The 20,214-nt window shown below is 72.7% G+C and carries 2 protein-coding genes; both read right to left on the reverse strand.

Annotated features, from left to right (window positions below; translation table 11 throughout):
* Window positions 1-29: 29 nt before the first annotated feature.
* Window positions 30-12,776, reverse strand: a complete 12,747-nt coding sequence (locus AC068Z_RS20620; RefSeq protein ID WP_478557251.1) for an SDR family NAD(P)-dependent oxidoreductase — start codon at window positions 12,774-12,776, stop codon at window positions 30-32.
* Window positions 12,766-20,214: SDR family NAD(P)-dependent oxidoreductase (locus AC068Z_RS20625; protein ID WP_478557253.1), on the reverse strand; the 7,449-nt coding region annotated here is incomplete at its 5' end. The genes AC068Z_RS20625 and AC068Z_RS20620, both read right to left, overlap by 11 nt.

Below are 20,214 nucleotides of genomic sequence, written 5' to 3' on the forward strand. Positions count from 1 at the left end.
CGTCGGCCCGTCGAGGCGGATGAGTCGGTTCACGCTGTCCCCAACTCGCTGTCGAGGAGGTCGAAGAGTTCGTCGTCGGTGGCGTCGTCCAGGTCGTCGTCCTCGGCCGCGTCGGCCGTGGACGCCGTGCCCTCCAGGGCCGCGAGCAGCGCCCGAAGCCGGTCGGTGACGCGGTGGCTCACGACGTCGTCGGAACTGGCCGCGCCGATGACCCGCTCCAGCCGCTCCAGCTCCGTGGCGAGGGCCGGGGCCGTGTCGGCCGCCTCCGCGACGAGGATCTGGGAGCGGATGTGGTGGGTGAGGGCGATGGGGGTGGGGTGGTCGAAGACGAGGGTGGCGGGCAGCCGTAGACCGGTCGCCGTGTTCAGGCGGTTGCGCAGCTCGACCGCTGTCAGAGAGTCGAAGCCCAAATCCTTGAAGGGCCGTTCGGCGTCGACGGCTTGGGGGTTCGCGTGCCCGAGGACCGCCGCGACGTGCGAACGGACCAGGTCCAGCAGGAACCGCTCCCGCTCCGGCTCGCTCAGCCTCGCCAGCCGCTCCTCCAGCGCGCCGGCGTCACCGCCGGTCCCCGCCGAGGCCACCGTTCGCCGGGCGGCCGGTGCCCGCACCAGCCCCCTCAGCATCCCCGGCAGCACACCGCTCGCCGCGTGGGCCCGCAGCTCCGCCAGGTCCATCCCGCTGGCCACGAGCAGGCCTTCGTCGAGGGCGAGGGCTCGGTCGAAGAGGCCGAGCCCGTGCTCCGAGGTCAGCGGGACGAGGCCGCTGCTGGAGAGCCGGGCGCGGTCCCGGACCTCCATGTGCCCGGTCATCGCGCTGACCTCCTCCCAGTATCCCCAGGCCAGCGACACGGCGGGCATGCCCTGCGTACGACGGTGTTGGGCCAGGGCGTCCAGGAAGGTATTGGCCGCCGCGTAGTTGGCCTGACCCGGGGCGCCGAGGACTCCGGAGGCGGAGGAGTACAGCGCGAACAGGGCCAGATCGTGGTCGCGGGTCAGCTCGTGGAGGTTGACGGCCGCTTCGACCTTGGGGCGCCAGACCGTGGCGAGCTTTTCCGAGGTGAGCGAGGTGACCAGTCCGTCCGCGAGTACGCCTGCCGCGTGGACGACGCCTGTCAGGTTCCGTCCTTCGAGGAGGGCGGCGAGCTGTTCGCGGTCGGCGGCGTCACAGGCGGCCACTTCCACTTCAGCGCCCAACTGATGTAGATCTTGGCTGAGTTCGGAGGCGCCCGGCGCGTCCAGCCCTTTACGGCTGGTGAGCAGGAGGTGCCGTACGCCGTGATCGGTGACCAGGTGACGGGCCAGCAGACCCCCCAGGGTGCCCGTGCCACCGGTGATCAGTACCGTCCCCTCGGGATCCAGCGCCGGCGGCATCGTCAGGACGACCTTGCCGACATGCCGGGCCTGGCTCATGAAACGGAACGCATCCCGAGCCCTCCGCACGTCCCACGTCCGCACCGGCAACGGCTTCAGCGCACCGGCTGCGAAGAGTGACAGCACCTCGGTGAGGATCTCGCCCATCCGCTCCGGTCCGGCCTCGCCCAGCTCGAACGGCGCGTACGTCATTCCGGGGTTGGCCTCCGCCAACTGCTCCGGATCGCGCAGATCCGTCTTGCCCATCTCGACGAAACGGCCCTGGGGGGCAAGGAGTTCGAGGGAGGCGTCGACGAATTCGCGGGCCAAGGAGTTGAGAACCACTGTCACACCCGCGTCAGCGAAGGCCTCTCGGAAGCCCAAGTCGCGCGAGGAGGCTATCTGTTCGTCGGTCAGCCCCATGCCCCTCAGCGCATCCCATTTCCCGGGGCTGGCGGTGGCGAGGACGGTGGCGCCGAAGTGCCTCGCGAGCTGGATCGCCGCCATACCGACACCGCCGGCACCCGCATGCACCAGCACGGTGTCGCCCTGCCGGACCGAGCCGAGGTCGACCAGGCCGTAGTAGGCGGTCAGGAACACCACCGGAACCGAAGCCGCCTGCTCGAACGACCAGCCCTCCGGGATCGGGGCCAGCACGCGGGCATCGGCAACGGCCAGCGGCCCGAAGCCTTGGTGGACGATGCCCATGACGCGGTCGCCGGGAGCCAGATCGCGGACCCCTTCGCCGACCTCGACGACCACACCCGCGGCCTCGCTCCCCAGAACGGGCTGTCCCGGATACATCCCGAGGCTGATCAGGACATCGCGGAAGTTGAGGCCGGCGGCTCGGACCGAGACACGGACCTGTCCGGCTGCCAGCGGCGCGGTGGCCTCCGGTACCGGCACGAGAGTCAGGCCGTCCAGTGTTCCGCACGCCACGGTGTCCAGCCGCCAGGCCCGCTCACCGGCCGGAGGCATCAAGGCCGCACCGGAGGACGCCCGCGCCAGCCTCGGCACCAGGACTTCGTCACCGCGGACCGCCAGCTGCCACTCCCCCGCTTCCAAGGCCGCCGACACGCCCTCGGCAATCAGTTCCGACTCCGCGTCCAAATCCAGCAACAGGAACCGGCCCGGATTCTCTGACTGCGCCGACCGGATCAGACCCCACACCGGAGCCAGGGCCAGATCCGCCACGCCCTCCCCATCACGCGCGGCAACAGCACCACGCGTCACCACCACCAACCGCGTCTCACTCAGCGCCTCTTGTGCCAGCCACTCCTGCACGAAGCTCAGCGCGCTCTCCGTCACCTGGCGAGCGGCGCCGGTAGGTGTCCAGAACACCAGCGAAGGCGCCGGAACCCCGGCCTCCAGCACGACCCGAAGCCCATCAAGGTCCAGGTACGAGTCCACGGCGAGCCCGGCACCCTGAACCGCCGCCCCGACGTTGTACGGGTCCTCCGAGCCGAGTACGGCCCACACGCCGGCCCCGGGGACCTCCTCGGCATACGGCAAGGCCGTCCACTCGATACGGAACAGATCATCGGAAGCAGGAGTACCGCCGGCCAGCGCCGCAGCCGACACCGGCCGCAGCACCAGCGAACGCACCTCGGCAACCGGCTGCCCCGTACCGTCCGCCACCTCCACCGCCAGCGCGTCCTCACCGGCCTCCGTGATCCGCACCCGCAGCCGGTCCGCACCCGCCGCGAACAGCGACACACCCGTCCACGCGAACGGCAGCCGCAACACCTCACCACCCCCACCGCCGAATTCGCCGAACGCATTGGCGTGCAACGCCGCGTCCAGCAAGGCCGGATGAATCCCGAACCGAGCCGCCTCCCCCCGCTCGGCGTCGGTCAGTTCGACCTCGGCGAACACCTCCTCCCCGCGCCGCCAGACCGCGCGCAGGCCCTGGAAGGCCGGTCCGTAGCCGTAACCGGCCGCCTCCGCACCGCCGTAGAAGCCAGACGCGTCAATGCTCTCGGCGCCGGTCGGGGGCCAGGTGGTCAGATCGGTGGCGGGCGACTCGGCGGCCTCCGCCGTGAGCACACCGTCGGCGTGCCAGGTCCACGGTGCGTCCGTCTCCGCGCCTTCCGGACGGGAGTGCACGGTCACCGTCCGGTCCCCACTGTCGTCGGGCGCTCCTACGGCCACCTGAAGGTGGACGGCGCCTCGTTCGGGGAGGACCAGGGGGGCTTGGAGGGTGAGTTCGGCGAGGTGTCCGCAGCCGACCTCGTCCCCGGCCCGGATCGCCAGCTCCACAAAGCCCGTCCCCGGGAACAGCACCGCGTCGGCCACGCTGTGGTCGGCGAGCCAGGGGTGGGTTCGGGTGGAAAGCCTGCCGGTCAGCATCACGCCCCCGTCGGCGAGGCTCACGGCGGCGCCCAGCAGGGGGTGTTCAGCAGAACTGAGGCCCAGTTCGGCCGGGTCGCCTGTGGTGCTGGGTGCCTTCAGCCAGAAGCGCTCACGCTGGAAGGCGTACGTCGGCAGATCGACCCGCCGCACGGCACGGCCCGCGAAGACGGCGGACCAGTCGATGTCGGTGCCGTGGACCCAGAGTTCGGCCGCGCCGGCGATGAACCGGGCGTTCTCGTCCTCGTCACGGCGGAGGGTGCCGACGACGGTGACCGGTTGCTCACGCGCCTCCGCGATGGCCTGCACTGCCGTGGTCAGTACCGGGTGGGCGCTGACCTCGATCAGACGGAAGTGCCCCTGCCCAAGGGCCTCCTGAACGGCGTCGGTGAAGCGGACGGGCCGGCGCAGGCCGTCGTACCAGTAGGAGGCGTCCATCGTCGCCGTGTCCAACACACCGCCGGTCACCGTGGAGATGACCGGAACGCGAGAAGCCTGAGCCGTCACCGGAGACAACACCTCAAGCAACCGCTCCCGGATGTCCTCCACGTGCGCGGAATGCGAGGCGTAGTCCACCGGAACCCGCCGGGCCCGCACACCACCGGCTTCTGCGAGAGCAGCGATCTCGTCCAACGCCTCCGGATCACCGGCCACCACCGTGGCATCGGGGCCGTTGTAGACAGCGATCGACACCCGGTCGCCATACGGCTCAACCCAGACCGACGCTTGATCCGGACCGGTCGCCAGCGACAACATTCCACCGCGACCAGCGAGTTCGTCCCGGATGGCCGCCGAGCGCAGCGCGACCACGCGGGCGGCGTCCTCCAGGCTCAGCGCGCCGACCACCGCCGCAGCCGCGATCTCCCCCTGCGAGTGCCCGATCACGGCGGCCGGCTCGATGCCCAGCGACTCCCACACCGCCGCCAGCGACACCATGACCGCCCACAGCACGGGCTGGACCACGTCCACCTTCTGCATCCAGGCGTCGTCCTCGCCTCGCAGCACATCGGTCAGCGACCAGTCCACGAATGGCCCGAGCGCCGACTCGCACTCCGCGATCCGGGCCGCGAACACCGGCGAGGACTCAAGGAGTCCGCGCCCCATCCCCAGCCACTGCGCCCCCTGCCCGGGGAAGACGAAGACCGGGGCACCGGAGCCCGCAGCGATCCCCGAGACCACTTGCCCCGCCACACCACCCGAAGCCAAGGCCTCCATCCCGGCGATCAGCCCGGCCCTGTCCTGCCCCCACACGACGGCCCTGTGCTCCAGCGGAGAACGCGTCCGGAGCAGACTCCACCCCACATCGACCGGGTCACCGGGCACCGCCGCCAACCGCTCCGCCTGCGCGGCCAAAGCCCCTGCCGAACGCCCCGACACCAACCACGGCACCACCGGCGACCCCGACAGCCCACCGGAACCGTCGACCACCACCGGCCCCGGCTCCGCTCCCTCCTCGGCCGGTGCCTCCTCCAGGACGACGTGTGCGTTCGTGCCGGATATGCCGAAGGAGGAGACACCTGCCCGGCGCGGGTGGCCGTTCGCCTGCCACTCCCGCTGCTCGGTGAGCAGTGCGACTTCTCCGGCCGTCCAGTCGACGTGGGGCGTGGGCTCGTCCACGTGCAGGGTGCGCGGCAGCACACCCTCCCGCAGGGCCATCACCATCTTGATGACACCGGCCACACCCGCCGCGGCCTGCGTATGCCCGATATTCGACTTCACCGACCCCAGCCACAACGGCCGGTCCGCATCCCGCCCCTGCCCATACGTCGCCAGCAGCGCCTGCGCCTCGATCGGATCACCCAACGTCGTCCCCGTACCGTGCGCCTCCACCGCGTCCACCTCGGAGGCCGCCACCCCCGCGTTCGCCAGAGCGGCACGAATCACCCGCTGCTGCGACGGACCATTAGGCGCCGTCAAACCATTCGACGCACCGTCCTGATTGACCGCCGACCCCCGCACCACCGCCAACACCCGATGACCACGACGACGAGCATCAGACAACCGCTCCACCACCAGCACACCCACGCCCTCAGCCGGGCCGAAGCCGTCGGCGGCGCCCGCGAACGCCTTGCAGCGGCCGTCCGCCGACAGACCGCGCTGACGGCTCAGCTCGACGAAACCGGTGGGCGTGCACATCACCGTCACACCGCCCGCGAGGCCCATGTCGCACTCGCCGTTGCGCAGCGACTGCGCCGCCAGGTGAAGCGCGACGAGCGACGACGAACAGGCCGTGTCGACCGTGACCGCCGGACCCTCCAGGCCCAGCTGGTAGGCGACCCGGCCGGAGGTGACGCTGGACATGTTGCCGGTGCCGAGGAAGCCCTCGATGCCGTCCGGGAGGGCGTTCAGCCGTGCCACGTACTCGGAGGCCAGGGCCCCGGCGAAGACCCCGGTCCGGGTGCCGCGCAGGGTGCCGGGGGCGATGCCCGCCCGCTCGACGGCCTCCCAGGACGTCTCGAGGAGCAGCCGCTGCTGCGGGTCCATCGCCAGTGCCTCGCGCGGCGAGATGCCGAAGAACCCGGCGTCGAACTCGGTCGCGTCCGGCACGAAGCCGCCGCCCCGGACGTAGGTCTTGCCCTGGGTCTCGGGGTCGGGATCGTAGAGGTCGTCGTCCCAGTCGCGGTCCTGCGGGAAGGCGGTGATGGCGTCCTCACCGGCGAGGACGAGCCGCCACAGCTCCTCCGGGGACTCGATGCCGCCCGGAAGACGGCACGCCATGCCGACGATCGCGATCGGCTCGTCCGACGGACGGGCGAGGACCGTCGCACTCCGCTCCTCGGTGATGTCGGGCAGCCCGGACACCTGGGAGCGGATGTGGTGGGTGAGGGCGATGGGGGTGGGGTGGTCGAAGACGAGGGTGGCGGGCAGCCGTAGACCGGTCGCCGTGTTCAGGCGGTTGCGCAGCTCGACCGCTGTCAGAGAGTCGAAGCCCAAATCCTTGAAGGGCCGTTCGGCGTCCACGGCTTGGGGGTTCGCGTGCCCGAGGACCGCCGCGACGTGCGAACGGACCAGGTCCAGCAGAAACCGCTCCCGCTCCGGCTCGCTCAGCCTCGCCAGCCGCTCCTCCAGCGAACCGGCGCCTCCGTCGGCCCCCGCCGAGGCCGCCATCCGCCGGGCCGCCGTCGCCGGTGCCCGCACCAGCCCGCGCAGCACTCCCGGCAGCGCACCGCGCGCCGCCAGCCCGCGCAAGTCCGCCATGTCCAACGGGCTGGCCAGCAGCAGACTTTCGTCAAGCGACACCGCGCGGTCGAAGAGGGCGAGCCCGTGTTCCGAGGACAGGGGGATGAGGCCGCCCTGGGAAAGCCGCGCTCGGTCCCGGCCCTCCATGTGCCCGGTCATCGCGCTGACCTGCTCCCAGTAGCCCCAGGCCAGCGACACGGCGGGCAGCCCTTGAGCGCGGCGGTGTTGGGCCAGCGCGTCCAGGAAGGTGTTGGATGCCGCGTAGTTGGCCTGTCCTGGCGCGCCGAAGAGGCCGGAAGCGGAGGAGTACAGCGCGAAGAGGGCGAGGTCGTGGTGGTCGCGGGTGAGCTCATGCAGGTTGACGGCCGCCTCGACCTTGGGGCGCCAGACCGTGGCGAGTTGTTCCGGGGTGAGCGAGGTGACCAGTCCGTCCGCGAGTACGCCTGCCGCGTGGACGACGCCTGTCAGCTTCCGTCCTTCGAGGAGGGCGGCGAGCTGGTCTCGGTCGGCGGCATCACAGGCGGCCACCTCGACATCGGCACCCAACTCCTGCAAGTCCGCGATGAGTTCGGGCGCTCCAGGCGCTTCCGGTCCCGTGCGGCTGGTCAGCAGCAGATGCCGTACACCGTGTTCAGTGACCAGGCGACGGGCGAGGAGGGAACCCAGGGTGCCCGTGCCACCGGTGATCAGTACCGTGCCCTCGGGATCCAGCGTCGGCGGCATCGTCAGGACGACCTTGCCGACATGCCGGGCCTGGCTCATGAAACGGAACGCCTCGCGGGCCCTGCGCACGTCCCAGGTCCGCACCGGCAACGGCTCCAGCGCACCCGACTCGAAGAGGGAGACGACGGTCCGCAGGATCTCGCCGGCGCGGTCCAGGCCGCCGTCGCCGGGGCTGTAGGCGCGGTAGGTGACACCGGCGCGCTCGGCGGCAACCGCCTCGGCATCCCGGATGTCGGTCTTGCCCAGCTCCAGAAACCGCCCACCGGACGTCAGCAGGTCGAGAGAGGCGTCGACGAACTCCCCGGCCAGCGAGTTGAGGACCACGTCCACACCGGCCTCGGCGAAGGCCTCCCGGAAGCCCAAGTCCCGGGAGGAGGCGATCTGTTCGTCCGTCAGACCCATGCCCCGCAGCGCATCCCACTTGCCAGGACTGGCCGTGGCGAGAACCGTGGCGCCGAAGTGCTTCGCGAGCTGGATCGCCGCCATGCCGACACCGCCGGCACCCGCGTGCACCAGTACGGTGTCGCCCTGCTGCACCGAGCCGAGGTCGCCCAGACCGTAGTAGGCGGTCAGGAACACCACCGGAACCGACGCCGCCTGCTCGAACGACCACCCCTCCGGGATCGGCACCACGAGCCGGGCATCGGTGACCGCCACCGGCCCCAGACCCCCCGTCACGAAGCCCATCACCCCGTCGCCGGCGGCGAGATGGTCAACCCCCGGGCCGACCTCCACCACCACACCCGCGCCCTCGCTCCCCATGATCCGCTGGTTCGGGACCATGCCCAGGCCGATGAGGACATCACGGAAGTTGAGACCTGCGGCTCGCAGAGAGATCCGGACCTGCCCGGCCTCCAGTGGCGCGGTGGCCTCCGGAACAGGCACCAGGGCCAGCCCGTCCAGTGTTCCGGACGCCACGGTGTCCAGCCGCCAGGCCCGCTCACCGGCCGGAGGCATCAAGGCCGCACCGGAAGAGGCCCGCGCCAGCCTGGGCACGAGTACGTCCTCACCCCGGACCGCCAGCTGCCACTCCCCCGCCTCCAACGCCGCCGACACACCCTCGGCCACCAGCTCCGAATCCGCGTCCACGTCCAGCAACAGGAACCGGCCCGGATTCTCTGACTGCGCCGACCGGATCAGACCCCACACCGGAGCCAGGGCAAGATCCGCCACTCCCTCCCCATCACGCGCGGAAACAGCACCCCGCGTCACCACCACCAACCGCGTCTCGCTCAGCGCCTCTTGCGCCAGCCACTCCTGCACAAAGCTCAGCGCGCTCTCCGTCACCTGGCGAGCGGCACCGGTGGGTGTCCAGAACACCAGCGAGGGCGCCGGAACCCCGGCCTCCAGCACGACCCGAAGCCCATCAAGGTCCAGGTACGAGTCCACGGCGAGCCCGGCACCCTGCACCGCCGCCCCGACGTTGTACGGATCCCCGGCCCCGAGCACCGCCCAGACCCCATCGCCTGTGACCTCCTCGGCATACGGCAAGGAGGTCCACTCCATACGGAACAGGTCATCGCAAGCGGAGGCACCACTACCCATTGCGGCAGCCGACACCGGCCGCAGCACCAGCGAACGCACCTCGGCAACCGGCTGCCCCGTACCGTCCGCCACCTCCACCGCCAACGCGTCCTCACCGGCCTCCGTGATCCGCACCCGCAGCCGGTCCGCACCCGCCGCGAACAGCGACACACCCGTCCACGCGAACGGCAGCCGCAACACCTCGTCGCCGCCGTCGAACTCGCCGTACCCGTTCGCGTGCAACGCCGCGTCCAGCAGCGCCGGATGAATCCCGAACCGAGCCGCCTCCCCGCGCTCGGCCTCGCCCAGCTCGACCTCGGCGAACACCTCCTCCCCGCGCCGCCACACCGCCCGCAGACCCTGGAACGCGGGCCCATAGCCGTAACCAACCGCCTCGACGCCGGGATAGAAGCCGGACACGTCGATGCTCTCGGCCCCCGCCGGGGGCCAGTCGGTGAGACCCGCGCCGGACGCCGTGACCGGCTCCGGGCTGAGCAGACCCTCCGCGTGGAGGGTCCACTCCTCGCCGGTCTCGGGGCGGGAGTAGACGCTGAGGGCGCGATGGCCGCCGTCGTCGAGAGCACTGACGACGACTTGGAGGTGCACGGCACCCTGCTCGGGGAGGGTCAGCGGGGCCTGGAGGGTGAGTTCGCTCAGATGCCCGCAGCCCACCTCGTCTCCGGCGCGGATCGCCAGCTCCACGAAGCCCGTTCCCGGCAGCAGGACCGTGCCCGCGACCGCGTGGTCCGCGAGCCAGGCGTGCGTGCGCAGCGAGAGCCGGCCGGTGAGCACCAGTCCGCCGTCGGCCGCGAGGCTCACTGCTGCACCCAGCAAGGGATGGTCCGCGGCGGCCAGACCGGCACCGCTGACATCGGTGGTGCCCGTTCCGGACTCCAGCCAGTAGCGCTGGTGCTGGAAAGCGTACGTCGGCAGATCGACCCGCCGCACGGCACGGCCCGCGAAGACGGCGGACCAGTCGATGTCGGTGCCGTGGACCCAGAGTTCGGCCGCGTTCGCGATGAGGCGGGCGTTCTCGTCCTCGTCCCTTCGCAGGGTGCCGACCACGGTGACCGGCTTGTCCACCGCGTCCGCGATCGCCTGCACGCCCATGGTCAGTACCGGATGAGCGCTGACCTCGACGAGCCGGGAGTGGCCCTGGGCGAGCGCCGCCCGCATCGCGTCGGTGAAGCGCACCGGCCGGCGCAAGCCCTCGTACCAGTACGAGGCGTCCATCGTCGCCGTGTCCAACACACCGCCGGTCACCGTGGAGATGACCGGGACGCGAGAAGCCTGAGCCGTCACCGGAGACAACACCTCAAGCAGCCGCTCCCGGATGTCCTCCACGTGCGCGGAATGCGAGGCGTAGTCCACCGGAACCCGCCGGGCGCGGACACCACCGGCTTCGGCGAGAGCAGCGATCTCGTCCAGCGCCTCCGGATCACCGGCCACCACCGTGGCATCGGGGCCGTTGTAAACAGCGATCGACACCCGGTCGCCGTACGGCTCAACCCACGCCGACGCCTGATCAGCGCCCGTCGTCAGCGACAACATCCCACCACGACCGGCGAGTTCATCCCGTATCGCAGCAGACCGCAGCGCCACAACCCGAGCCGCGTCCCCCAAGCTCAAGGCGCCGACCACGGCCGCAGCCGCGATCTCACCTTGCGAATGCCCGATCACCGCAGCCGGTTCCACGCCCATGGACTGCCACACCGCCGCCAGCGAGACCATGACCGCCCACAGCACCGGCTGGACCACATCCACCCGGCCCATCCAGGCGTCGTCCTCGCCGCGCAGCACCTCCGTCAACGACCAGTCGACAAAGGGCTCAAGAGCGGTCTCGCACTCCCCGATCCGTGCCGCGAACACCGGCGAGGACTCCAACAATCCCCGCCCCATCCCCAACCACTGAGACCCCTGACCGGGGAAGACGAAGACCGGGGCACCCGAAGCCACAGCAGTCCCCGACACCACATGCCCGGCCACGCCTCCCGACGCCAGAGCCTCAAGCCCCGCCGTCAGTTCCGCGCTCTCCCGCCCCCACACGACCGCACGGCTCTCCAACGCCGTACGCGAAGACCACAAACTCCACCCCACGTCAGCGGGATCGCCCGAGACCCCCGCCAGCCGCCCCGCCTGCGCGGCCAAGGCCCCAGCCGTACGCCCCGACACCAACCACGGCACCACCGGCGACCCCGACAGCCCGCCGGAACCGTCGGCCACCACAGTCCCCGGTTCCGCGTCAGCGGGTGCCTCCTCCAAGATGACGTGGGCGTTCGTGCCGGAGACGCCGAAGGAGGAGACGCCGGCTCGGCGCGGGTGGCCGTTCGCCTGCCACTCCCGTTGCTCGGTGAGGAGCCGGACGTCGCCGGCCGTCCAGTCGACGTGGGGGGTCGGCTCGTCCACGTGCAGGGTGCGCGGCAGCACTCCCGCCCGCATCGCCATCACCGTCTTGATGACGCCCGCCACGCCCGCGCAGGCCCCGGAGTGGCCGATGTTGGACTTGATCGAGCCGAGCCACAACGGGCGGTCGGGGTCCCGTCCCTGGCCGTACGTCGCCAGCAGCGCCTGGGCCTCGATCGGGTCGCCCAGCGTCGTACCCGTGCCGTGTGCCTCGACCGCGTCCACGTCGCGGGGGGTGAGGCGGGCGCTCTCCAGGGCCTGTTCGATGACGCGGCGCTGGGCCAGTTCGCTGGGGGCGCTGAGGCCGTTGCTGGCGCCGTCCTGGTTGGTGGCGGAGCCGCGGATGACGGCGAGGACCCGGTGGCCGTTGCGGCGGGCGTCGGAGAGGCGTTCGAGGAGCAGGACGCCGACGCCCTCGGACCAGATGGTGCCGTCGGCGGCGGCCGAGAAGGCCTTGCAGCGGCCGTCGCGGGCGAGTCCGCGCTGGCGGCTGAAGCCGACGAAGCCCGAGGGGGTGGGCATCACGGTGACGCCGCCGGCGAGGGCGAAGTCGACCTCGCCATTGCGCAGGGCCTGGACGCCGAGGTGGGTGGCGACGAGGGAGGAGGAGCAGGCCGTGTCGACGGTGACCGCCGGGCCTTCGAGGCCCAGGACGTAGGAGATCCGGCCGGAGACCACGGCGGTCATGTTGCCGGTGACGAGGAAGCCCTCGATCTCCTCGGGGACGGAGTCGAGGCGGGCGGCGTAGTCGGAGGCGACGGCTCCGGCGAAGACGCCGGTACGGGTGCCGCGCAGGGTGGCGGGGACGATGCCGGCCCGTTCGACGGCCTCCCAGGAGGCTTCGAGGAGGAGTCGCTGCTGCGGGTCCATGGCCAGCGCCTCGCGCGGCGAGATCCCGAAGAACTCGGGGTCGAAGTCGGCGGCGTCGTGCAGGAAGCCGCCCTCGACCACATAGCTCTTGCCATACGCGTCGGGGTCCGGGTCGTACAGGTCCTCGTCCCAGCCCCGGTCGGTGGGGAAGGGGGTGATGCCGTCGACGCCGTCGGCGACCATGCGCCACAGCTCCTCGGGCGAGTTGACGCCACCGGGGAAGCGGCAGGCCATGCCGACGATCGCGACCGGATCCTGGTCCCTGGCCTCCAGCTCGCGCAGCCGCTGCCGTACCTGGGAGTAGTCGGCGGTGACGCGCTTGAGGTATTCGCGGAGCTTGTCTTCGGTGTTCGGCATCGAGTACTCCCTAGGCTCCAAGCTCGCGGTCGATCAGGTCGAACATCTCGTCGTCGGTGACGGAGTCGAGGGCGCCGTCGTCGAGAACGCCGTCGGTGGTGGGTCCGGCGTCGCTGGTCCAGCGCCAGAGCACCGACTGGAGCCGCTTGGCGACGCGGGCGCGGGCGGCGTGGTCGGTGACGCCGGGTTCCACGACGGCGAGGGCGGTGTCGAGCCGCTCGATCTCGGCCAGCACGCGGTCGGTGTCGTCGGCGTCGGCCGCGTCGCCGTCGGTGAGGCGCAGCCGCTCGTCCAGGTGGGCGGCGAGGAGGGTGGGCGTCGGGTAGGTGAAGGCCAGGGTGGCCGGGAGGGGCAGCGCGGTCTCGACGGCCAGGCGCTTGCGGAGCCGGTCGGACATCATCGAGTCGAAGCCGAGTTCCTTGAAGGGCCGTTCGGCGTCGATGGCGTCGGCGGACTCGTGGCCGAGGACGGCCGCGGCCTGTCGGCGGACCAGGTCGATCAGGTGCCGGAGGCGTTCGTCGGCGGTGAGGCCGGAGAGCTTGCGGATGAGGGCGTCGCCCGCGGCCGGGTCGGTGCCCTCCGTCGCGCCGACGGCTCCGCGGCGGCGGGCCGTGGCGGCGGGTACGAGGTCCCTCAGCTCCGCCGGAAGCGTGCCCGCCGCGGCACGGCGGCGCAGGTCCGCCGGGTCCAGGCGGGTCGCGACGAGCGGGGGCAGGCTCTGGTCGAGTACGGCGGCCAGGGCGCGGGCCGCCGTAGTGTCCGTGCCGGGCTCCCAGGGCGCTCCGGTGACCACGGCGACGGGCAGTCCGGCCGCCCGGCGGTGGCCGGTCAGGGTGGTGAGGCGTGGGTCGGGGGCGTCGGAGAGTACGGCGAAGGCCTTCAGCGGGGTGTCTGCGGTGAGTTCGTGCAAGTGGACGGTGGTGGTGGGGTCGGCCGTCGTGTCCACCACAGCGGTGACCCTGCGGCTCGTGAGCAGTCCGGCCAGCCAGGCGCGATCGGTCGGATCACCGGTCGCCCGCTCGACGGTCACCTCGTCGGTGTGGAGCAGTTCGTCGTCGTGGGCGGTGTCGGGGGCCGCGATGAGCAGGGAGCGGACCGCGCGTTCGGTCACCAGGTGGTGGAGGAGCGTGGCGGCGGGCCCGCCGTCGCCGGCCGCGGTGACCAGGACGGTGCCGTCCAGGTGCTCGTACGTCTCACTGCCCACGGCCAGCCGCCGGGCTCGTGGCACGAGGAGGGTGCCGTCGCGGAGGGCGAGGGTGGGTTCTCCGGTGGCGTGGGCCGTGCGCAGAGCGGCCGGGACGTCGGCGTCCGGGTCGGTGTCCAGGTCCAAGTGGACTACTCGGCCCGGGTGTTCGGCCTGAGTACGGCGTACGGATCCGTCCGCCTCGCCGCGCGTGACGACCGCCAGGCGGATGTCCGTCAGCCGCTCGTCGGCGAGCCAGCGCTCCAGGAGGTCGGGGCTGCCGGACGGCAACAGCGCCCATTCCGGGGCGGGTACGCCCGCCTCGATGACGGCGAGCAGGCCGTCGAGGTCCGTGTGGCTGACGACCGCGTGGCCGCCTTCCTGGAGGGTGGCGGCGAGGTCTAGCGGGTCGTCCCCGAGCACCGCCCAAGTGGCGAACTCGTCCTCCTCTGCAGCATGGTGATGCCCGGTCAGTTGGGTCCATTCGATGTGCAGGAAGGCGTCCGCGCCGGTCGTGAGCTGCCTCGCGTCCACCGCGCGCCGCACGAGCGCGGCGACCTCGCCGACGGTCCGGCCCGTCGGGTCCGCGAGCAGGATGCCGGTGCCGTCCGGGCCCGCGGGAGTGAGACGGACGCGCAGTGCGGTGGCGCCGGTGGCGTGCAGCCGCACGTCGGTCCAGGCGAAGGGCTGGAGCAGTGACGTGGTGTCGTCGGGTGCGGTCTGCCCGGCGAGGGCGCTCGCGTGGAGCGCCGCGTCGAGGAGGGCCGGATGGAGGCCGTAGCGCTGGGCCTCGGTGCGCAGGGTGTCGGGGAGGGCGACCTCGGCGTAGATCTCGTCGCCGAGCCGCCAGGCGGCGCGCAGGCCGTGGAAGGCGGGGCCGTAGCCGTAACCGGCGGCCTCGGCTCGGTCGTAGAACCCGGACACGTCGACCGGTTCGGCGCCGAGCGGGGGCCAGACGGTGAGGCCCGTCGCCTCCGGTTCGGTGCCGGTCTCCGGGATCAGGACGCCCTCGGCGTGGCAGGTCCAGGGCTCGTCGTCGAGGGCGCTGTCGGGGCGGGAGTGGATCGCGACGGCGCGTTCGCCGTCGGGGCCCCGGGCGCCGACGGTGACCTGGAGTTGTACGCCGCCGCGGTCGGGCAGGAGCAGGGGGCTGCCCAGGACCAGTTCGCGCAGCCGGCCGCAGCCGGCCTCGTCTCCCGCGCGGATCGCCAGCTCGGTCAGGGCGGAGCCGGGCAGCAGCGGGCTGCCGAGCAGCCGGTGCTGTCCTAGCCAGGGGTGGCCGTGGGCGGTGAGCCGCCCGGTGAGCAGCAGTCCGTCGTCGTCGGCGGGGCGGACGACGGCACCGAGGAGCGGGTGGCCGGTGTCGGTGAGGCCGAGCCCGGCGGGGTCACCCGCGGTGCCGGGTGGGGCGGTGAGCCAGTAGCGGCGGCGCTGGAAGGCGTACGTGGGCAGGTCGACGCGGTGCGGGACGCGGCCGGCGTGCAGGGCGGTCCAGTCGACGTCGGTACCGGCGGTCCAGAGGGTGGCGGCCGCCGCCGTGAACCGGTCGGGGCCTCCCTCGTCGCGGCGGAGGGTGCCGGTCACCACGGCGGCGGTGCCTGCGGCGGCCGCGGTGTCCTCCAGGGCGGCGACGAGCACGGGGTGGGCGCTGACCTCGACGAGGGTGGTGTGGCCGAGTTCGAGCGCGGTCTCGACGGCGGTGCGGAAGGCCACGGGCTCGCGCTGGTTGCGGTACCAGTAGGCGGCGTCCAGGTCGGTGGTGTCGAGGAGGCCGCCGGTCACGGTGGAGAGGAAGGCGGCCCGGCCGGGCCGGGGGGTCACCGTGCCGATGTCGGCGAGCAGTTGCTCCCTGATCTCCTCCATGTGGGGTGAGTGGGAGGCGTAGGAGTGGGCGACGCGGCGGTACCAGACGCCGTCCGCCTCCAGTTCGTCGATCAGCGCGGCCAGCGCCTCGTGCGTGCCGGCGACGACGGTGGAGGCGGGACTGTTGACGGCTCCGACGGAGAGCTCGGGGTGTCGGGCGGCCAGCCGCTCGGTGATCCGCTCGACGCCCTCGGCCACCGAGATGACTCCGCCGCGCCCGGTGAGCCCCGCGCCGATCGTCGCGCGGGCGGTGATGACACGGGCGCCGTCGTCCAGGCTCAGCGCCCCGGCGACGACGGCGGCGGCCAGTTCGCCCTGGGAGTGCCCGACGACCGCCGACGGTGTGACGCCGAGCGCCTCCCAGACGGCGGCCAGCGAGATCATCACCGCCCACAGCACGGGCTGGATGATCTCGACGTGCTCCACCCAGTCGGCCCAACGGGAGTCCGGCTCGGGGCCGTTGAGCAGTTCGGTCAGGCGCCATTCGACGTACGGTGTCAGGGCCGCCTCGCATTCGGCGACGTGCGCGGCGAACACGGGGCTGGCGGCGAGGAGTTCGCGGCCCATGCCGAGCCACTGCGAGCCCTGGCCGGGGAAGACGAAGGTGACGCCCGCGGGCGGCTTCGCCCGACCGACGATGACCGACCCGGCGCCGTCGGCCGTGCCCGCCGCCAGGGTCCGGGCCGCGCCCGGCAGGTCCGGGCCGAGGAGAACGGCCCGGTGTTCCAGCGCGGCACGCTGGGTCAGCAGGGCGAACGAGACGTCGGCCGGGTCGGGGCCCCCATGGTCGGCGAGGTCGGCGGCCGGGACGGATTCTCCGAGGTCGGCGACACCGGCGGACGGGAAGGGCTCCCCGGGGTCCACGAGGCCGGCGGCCGGGACGGATTCTCCGAGCTCGCCGAGGCCGGCGGCCCGGGCGGGCTTCCCGAGGTCGGCGAGGCCGGCGGCCTGGGCGCGCAGGGCGTCGGTGTCCCGCGCGGACAGGGTCCACGGCACCGGAGCGCCCCGCCAGACCGGCTCACCGGCGACAGGCCGGGGCGCGGACGGCTCCTCCGTGGGCTCCGGTGCCTCCAGGATGACGTGCGCGTTGGTGCCGCTGATGCCGAAGGAGGAGATCCCGGCACGCCGGACGCGGCCCGTCTCGGGCCACGGGGTCGGCTCGGTCAGCAGCCGTACGTCACCCGCCGTCCAGTCCACGTGCGGGGTCGGCTCGTCCACGTACAGCGTCTTCGGCAGGACGCCCTCCCGCATCGCCAGCACCATCTTGATGACCCCGGTGACACCGGCGGCGGCCTGGGTGTGCCCGAGGTTGGACTTCACCGAGCCGAGCCAGAGCGGCCGTTCCGCCTCCCTGCCCTGTCCGTAGGTGGCGAGGAGCGCCTGCGCCTCGATCGGGTCGCCCAGGGTGGTGCCGGTGCCGTGCGCCTCGACGGCGTCGACGTCGGCGGCGGTGAGCCCGGCGTGGGTGAGCGCGGCGCGGATGACGCGTTGCTGGGAGGGGCCGTTGGGGGCGGTCAGCCCGTTGGAGGCGCCGTCCTGGTTGATCGCCGAGCCCCGCACGACCGCGAGGACGCGGTGTCCGTTGCGGCGGGCGTCGGAGAGCCGTTCCAGGAGCAGCATGCCGACGCCCTCGGCGGGTCCGAAGCCGTTCGCGTCGGAGGAGAAGGCACGGCATCGGCCGTCGGCGGACAGCCCGCGCTGACGGCTGAACTCCAGGAAGATCGACGGCGAGGGCAGTACGGTGACCCCGCCCGCCAGCGCGAGATCGCACTCCCCGCCCCGCAGCGCCTGCGCGGCGAGATGCAGCGTGACCAGCGACGAGGAGCAGGCGGTGTCGACGGTCAGCGCCTGGCCTTCGAGGCCGAGCGCGTACGCGACCCGGCCGGAGGCCACGCTCGCCGAGTTGCCGATGCCGAGGAAGCCCTCCAGGTCCTCCTGGCCGGGCCCGTAGGCGCGGGCGTAGTCGAAGGCGACCAGGCCGACGAAGACACCCGTCCGGCTGCCCCGCAGCGCGTGCGGGTCGATCCCGGCCCGCTCGACGGTCTCCCAGCTCGACTCGAGCAGCAGCCGTTGCTGCGGATCCATGGCCAGCGCCTCGCGCGGCGAGATCCCGAAGAAGCCCGCGTCGAAGCCGTCCGCCCCCGTCATGAAGCCGCCCTCACGGCCGTAGGTGGTGCCAGGCCGCTCGGGGTCGGGGTCGTAGTAGTCCTCGATGTCCCAGCCCCGGTCGTCGGGGCAGGGGGTGATGGCGTCCCGCCCCTCGGCCAGCAACTCCCACAGCGCCTCCGGGGAGTCGACCCCGCCGGGCAGTCGGCAGCTCATGCCGATGATGACGACCGGATCGTCCTCGACCTCGCTCCCGGCGGCCACCGGCGCGAAGGCGGTCTCCTCCGTCTCCGGGAAGAGAAGGGTGAGGAGATGGCGGGCGAGCGCGGTGGTGGTGGGGTAGTCGAAGACGAGGGTGGTGGGCAGCCGCAGCCCCATGTGGGCGATGAGCCGGTTGCGCAGGTCCACGGCCGTCAGCGAGTCGAAGCCCAGCTCCTTGAAGGGGCGTGCGGGATCGACCCGTCGCGGGGAGGCGTGGCCGAGCGCACCGGCGACAAGTCCCCGTACGGCATCCACCATGGCCCGCTCCCGGTCCCGGACGGGCAGCGTGGCGAGCCGGGCGGCGAGACCCTCCTCACCTCCGGGACGCTCACCCCCCGCGAGTGCCCGGCGCGCCTCGGGAAGGTCGGCGAGGAGCGGGCTGGGACGGTTGCCGGTGAAAGCGGCGGCGAACCGGTCCCACTCCACGTCCACCACGATGCCGTCGGTCCCGCCGAGCACCGTGCGCCGCAGCGCGGCGACCGCGCGCGCCGGTTCCAGCGGCACCAGACCGGCACGCCGGACTCCGCTCTCCACGATCCGCTCCCCTGCCATGCCCCCTCCGGCCCAGGGCCCCCAGGCGACGGAGGTGGCGGGCAGACCGGAGGCGCGCCGCCGCTCGGCCAGCGCGTCGAGCGAGGCGTTGGCGGCGGCGTAGGCGGCCTGGCCGAGCGTGCCGACCGTCCCTGAGACGGAGGAGAACAGCACAAAGGCCACTAGGTTGTGACGACTGGTCAGCTCGTGCAGGTGGCGAGCGGCGGCCGTCTTCGGACGCAGCACCCGGCGCAGCGACTCCTCGGTGACCGAGGCCGCCACACCGTCCTCGACGACTCCGGCGGTATGGATCACGGCGGTGAGGTCCGGTGTCCCGGCCAGCACCTCGGCGAGCCGCTCACGGTCGGCGGCGTCGCACGCCGTGACCGTGACCTGGGCGCCCGCCGCGCGCAGTTCGTCGGCGAGGGCGTCGGCTCCGGGCGCCTCGGGTCCCCTTCGGCTGAGCAGCAGCAGATGCTCGGCACCGTCGGCGGCAAGGGAGCGGGCGACATGGGCGCCGAGCGCCCCGGTGCCGCCGGTGATCAGGACGGTACCGCGCGGCGGCCACTCCCCCTCCTCGCGCACGCGGCCACCGGCCCGCACGAGCCGACGGGCCAGCAACCCCGATGGCCGGACGGCGAGTTGATCCTCCCCGTCGCCACCGCCCAGGGCCACGGCGAGCAGTCGCCCGGTCCGCTCGTCGAGCGCGGACGGCAGATCCACCAACCCACCCCACAGATCGGGCAGTTCCAGCCCTACGACCCGGCCGAGACCCCAGAGCCCGGCGCCACCCACGTCGGGCGCGGTGTCGGAGGGCGCGGCGGTGACCGCACCCCGGGTGGCACACCACAGGGGCGCCTCGGCCCCGGCGGCGATGAGCGCGTGCAGCAGGGCGAGGGTGGCGGTGACGGCGGGGGCGAGCCCGTCGGCGTCCGGGGTGGCGGCGGTGGGGTCGCAGCCGAGCAGGGAGAGGACGCCGCTGTATGTCCCCGCCGCATGCTCGGGCTTGGCCAGAACCTCGTCGAGTGCCAGGCCGGTGAGCGGTACGGGCAGGAGGATCGGCTCGATCCCGGCCGCCGTGAGGGCGGCGAGGACAGCGGCCGGGAAGGCCGGATCGCTCGGCGCCTCGGGCACGGCGACGAGCCAACGGCCGGTCGCCGACTGGTCGGTGGTGGTCAAGGGCTTCCAGGTCACCGTGTAGCGGAGCCCGTCGACGGCACTCTGCTCGCGTCGGCGCCTGCGCCATGCGGCGAGCGCGGGAAGGGCCTCGCGCAGTGCCCCGGTGTCCAGTTCCTCGGCGAGGTCGGACACATCTTCGCGCTCCACGGCCGCCCAGAAGCGGGACTCCTCGGGGTCCGCGGTCGTGGTGTCGGGGGTGTCGGCTCGGTCCAGCCAGTAACGCTCGCGTTGGAAGGGGTAGGTGGGGAGGTCGACGCGGGTTGGGTTGCGGCCGGTGAAGAGGGCCGGCCAGTCGACGTGGGCGCCGCTGGTCCAAAGGCGGGAGAGAGATGCCGT

It is taken from the genome of Streptomyces sp. NPDC043726, from assembly GCF_056436565.1.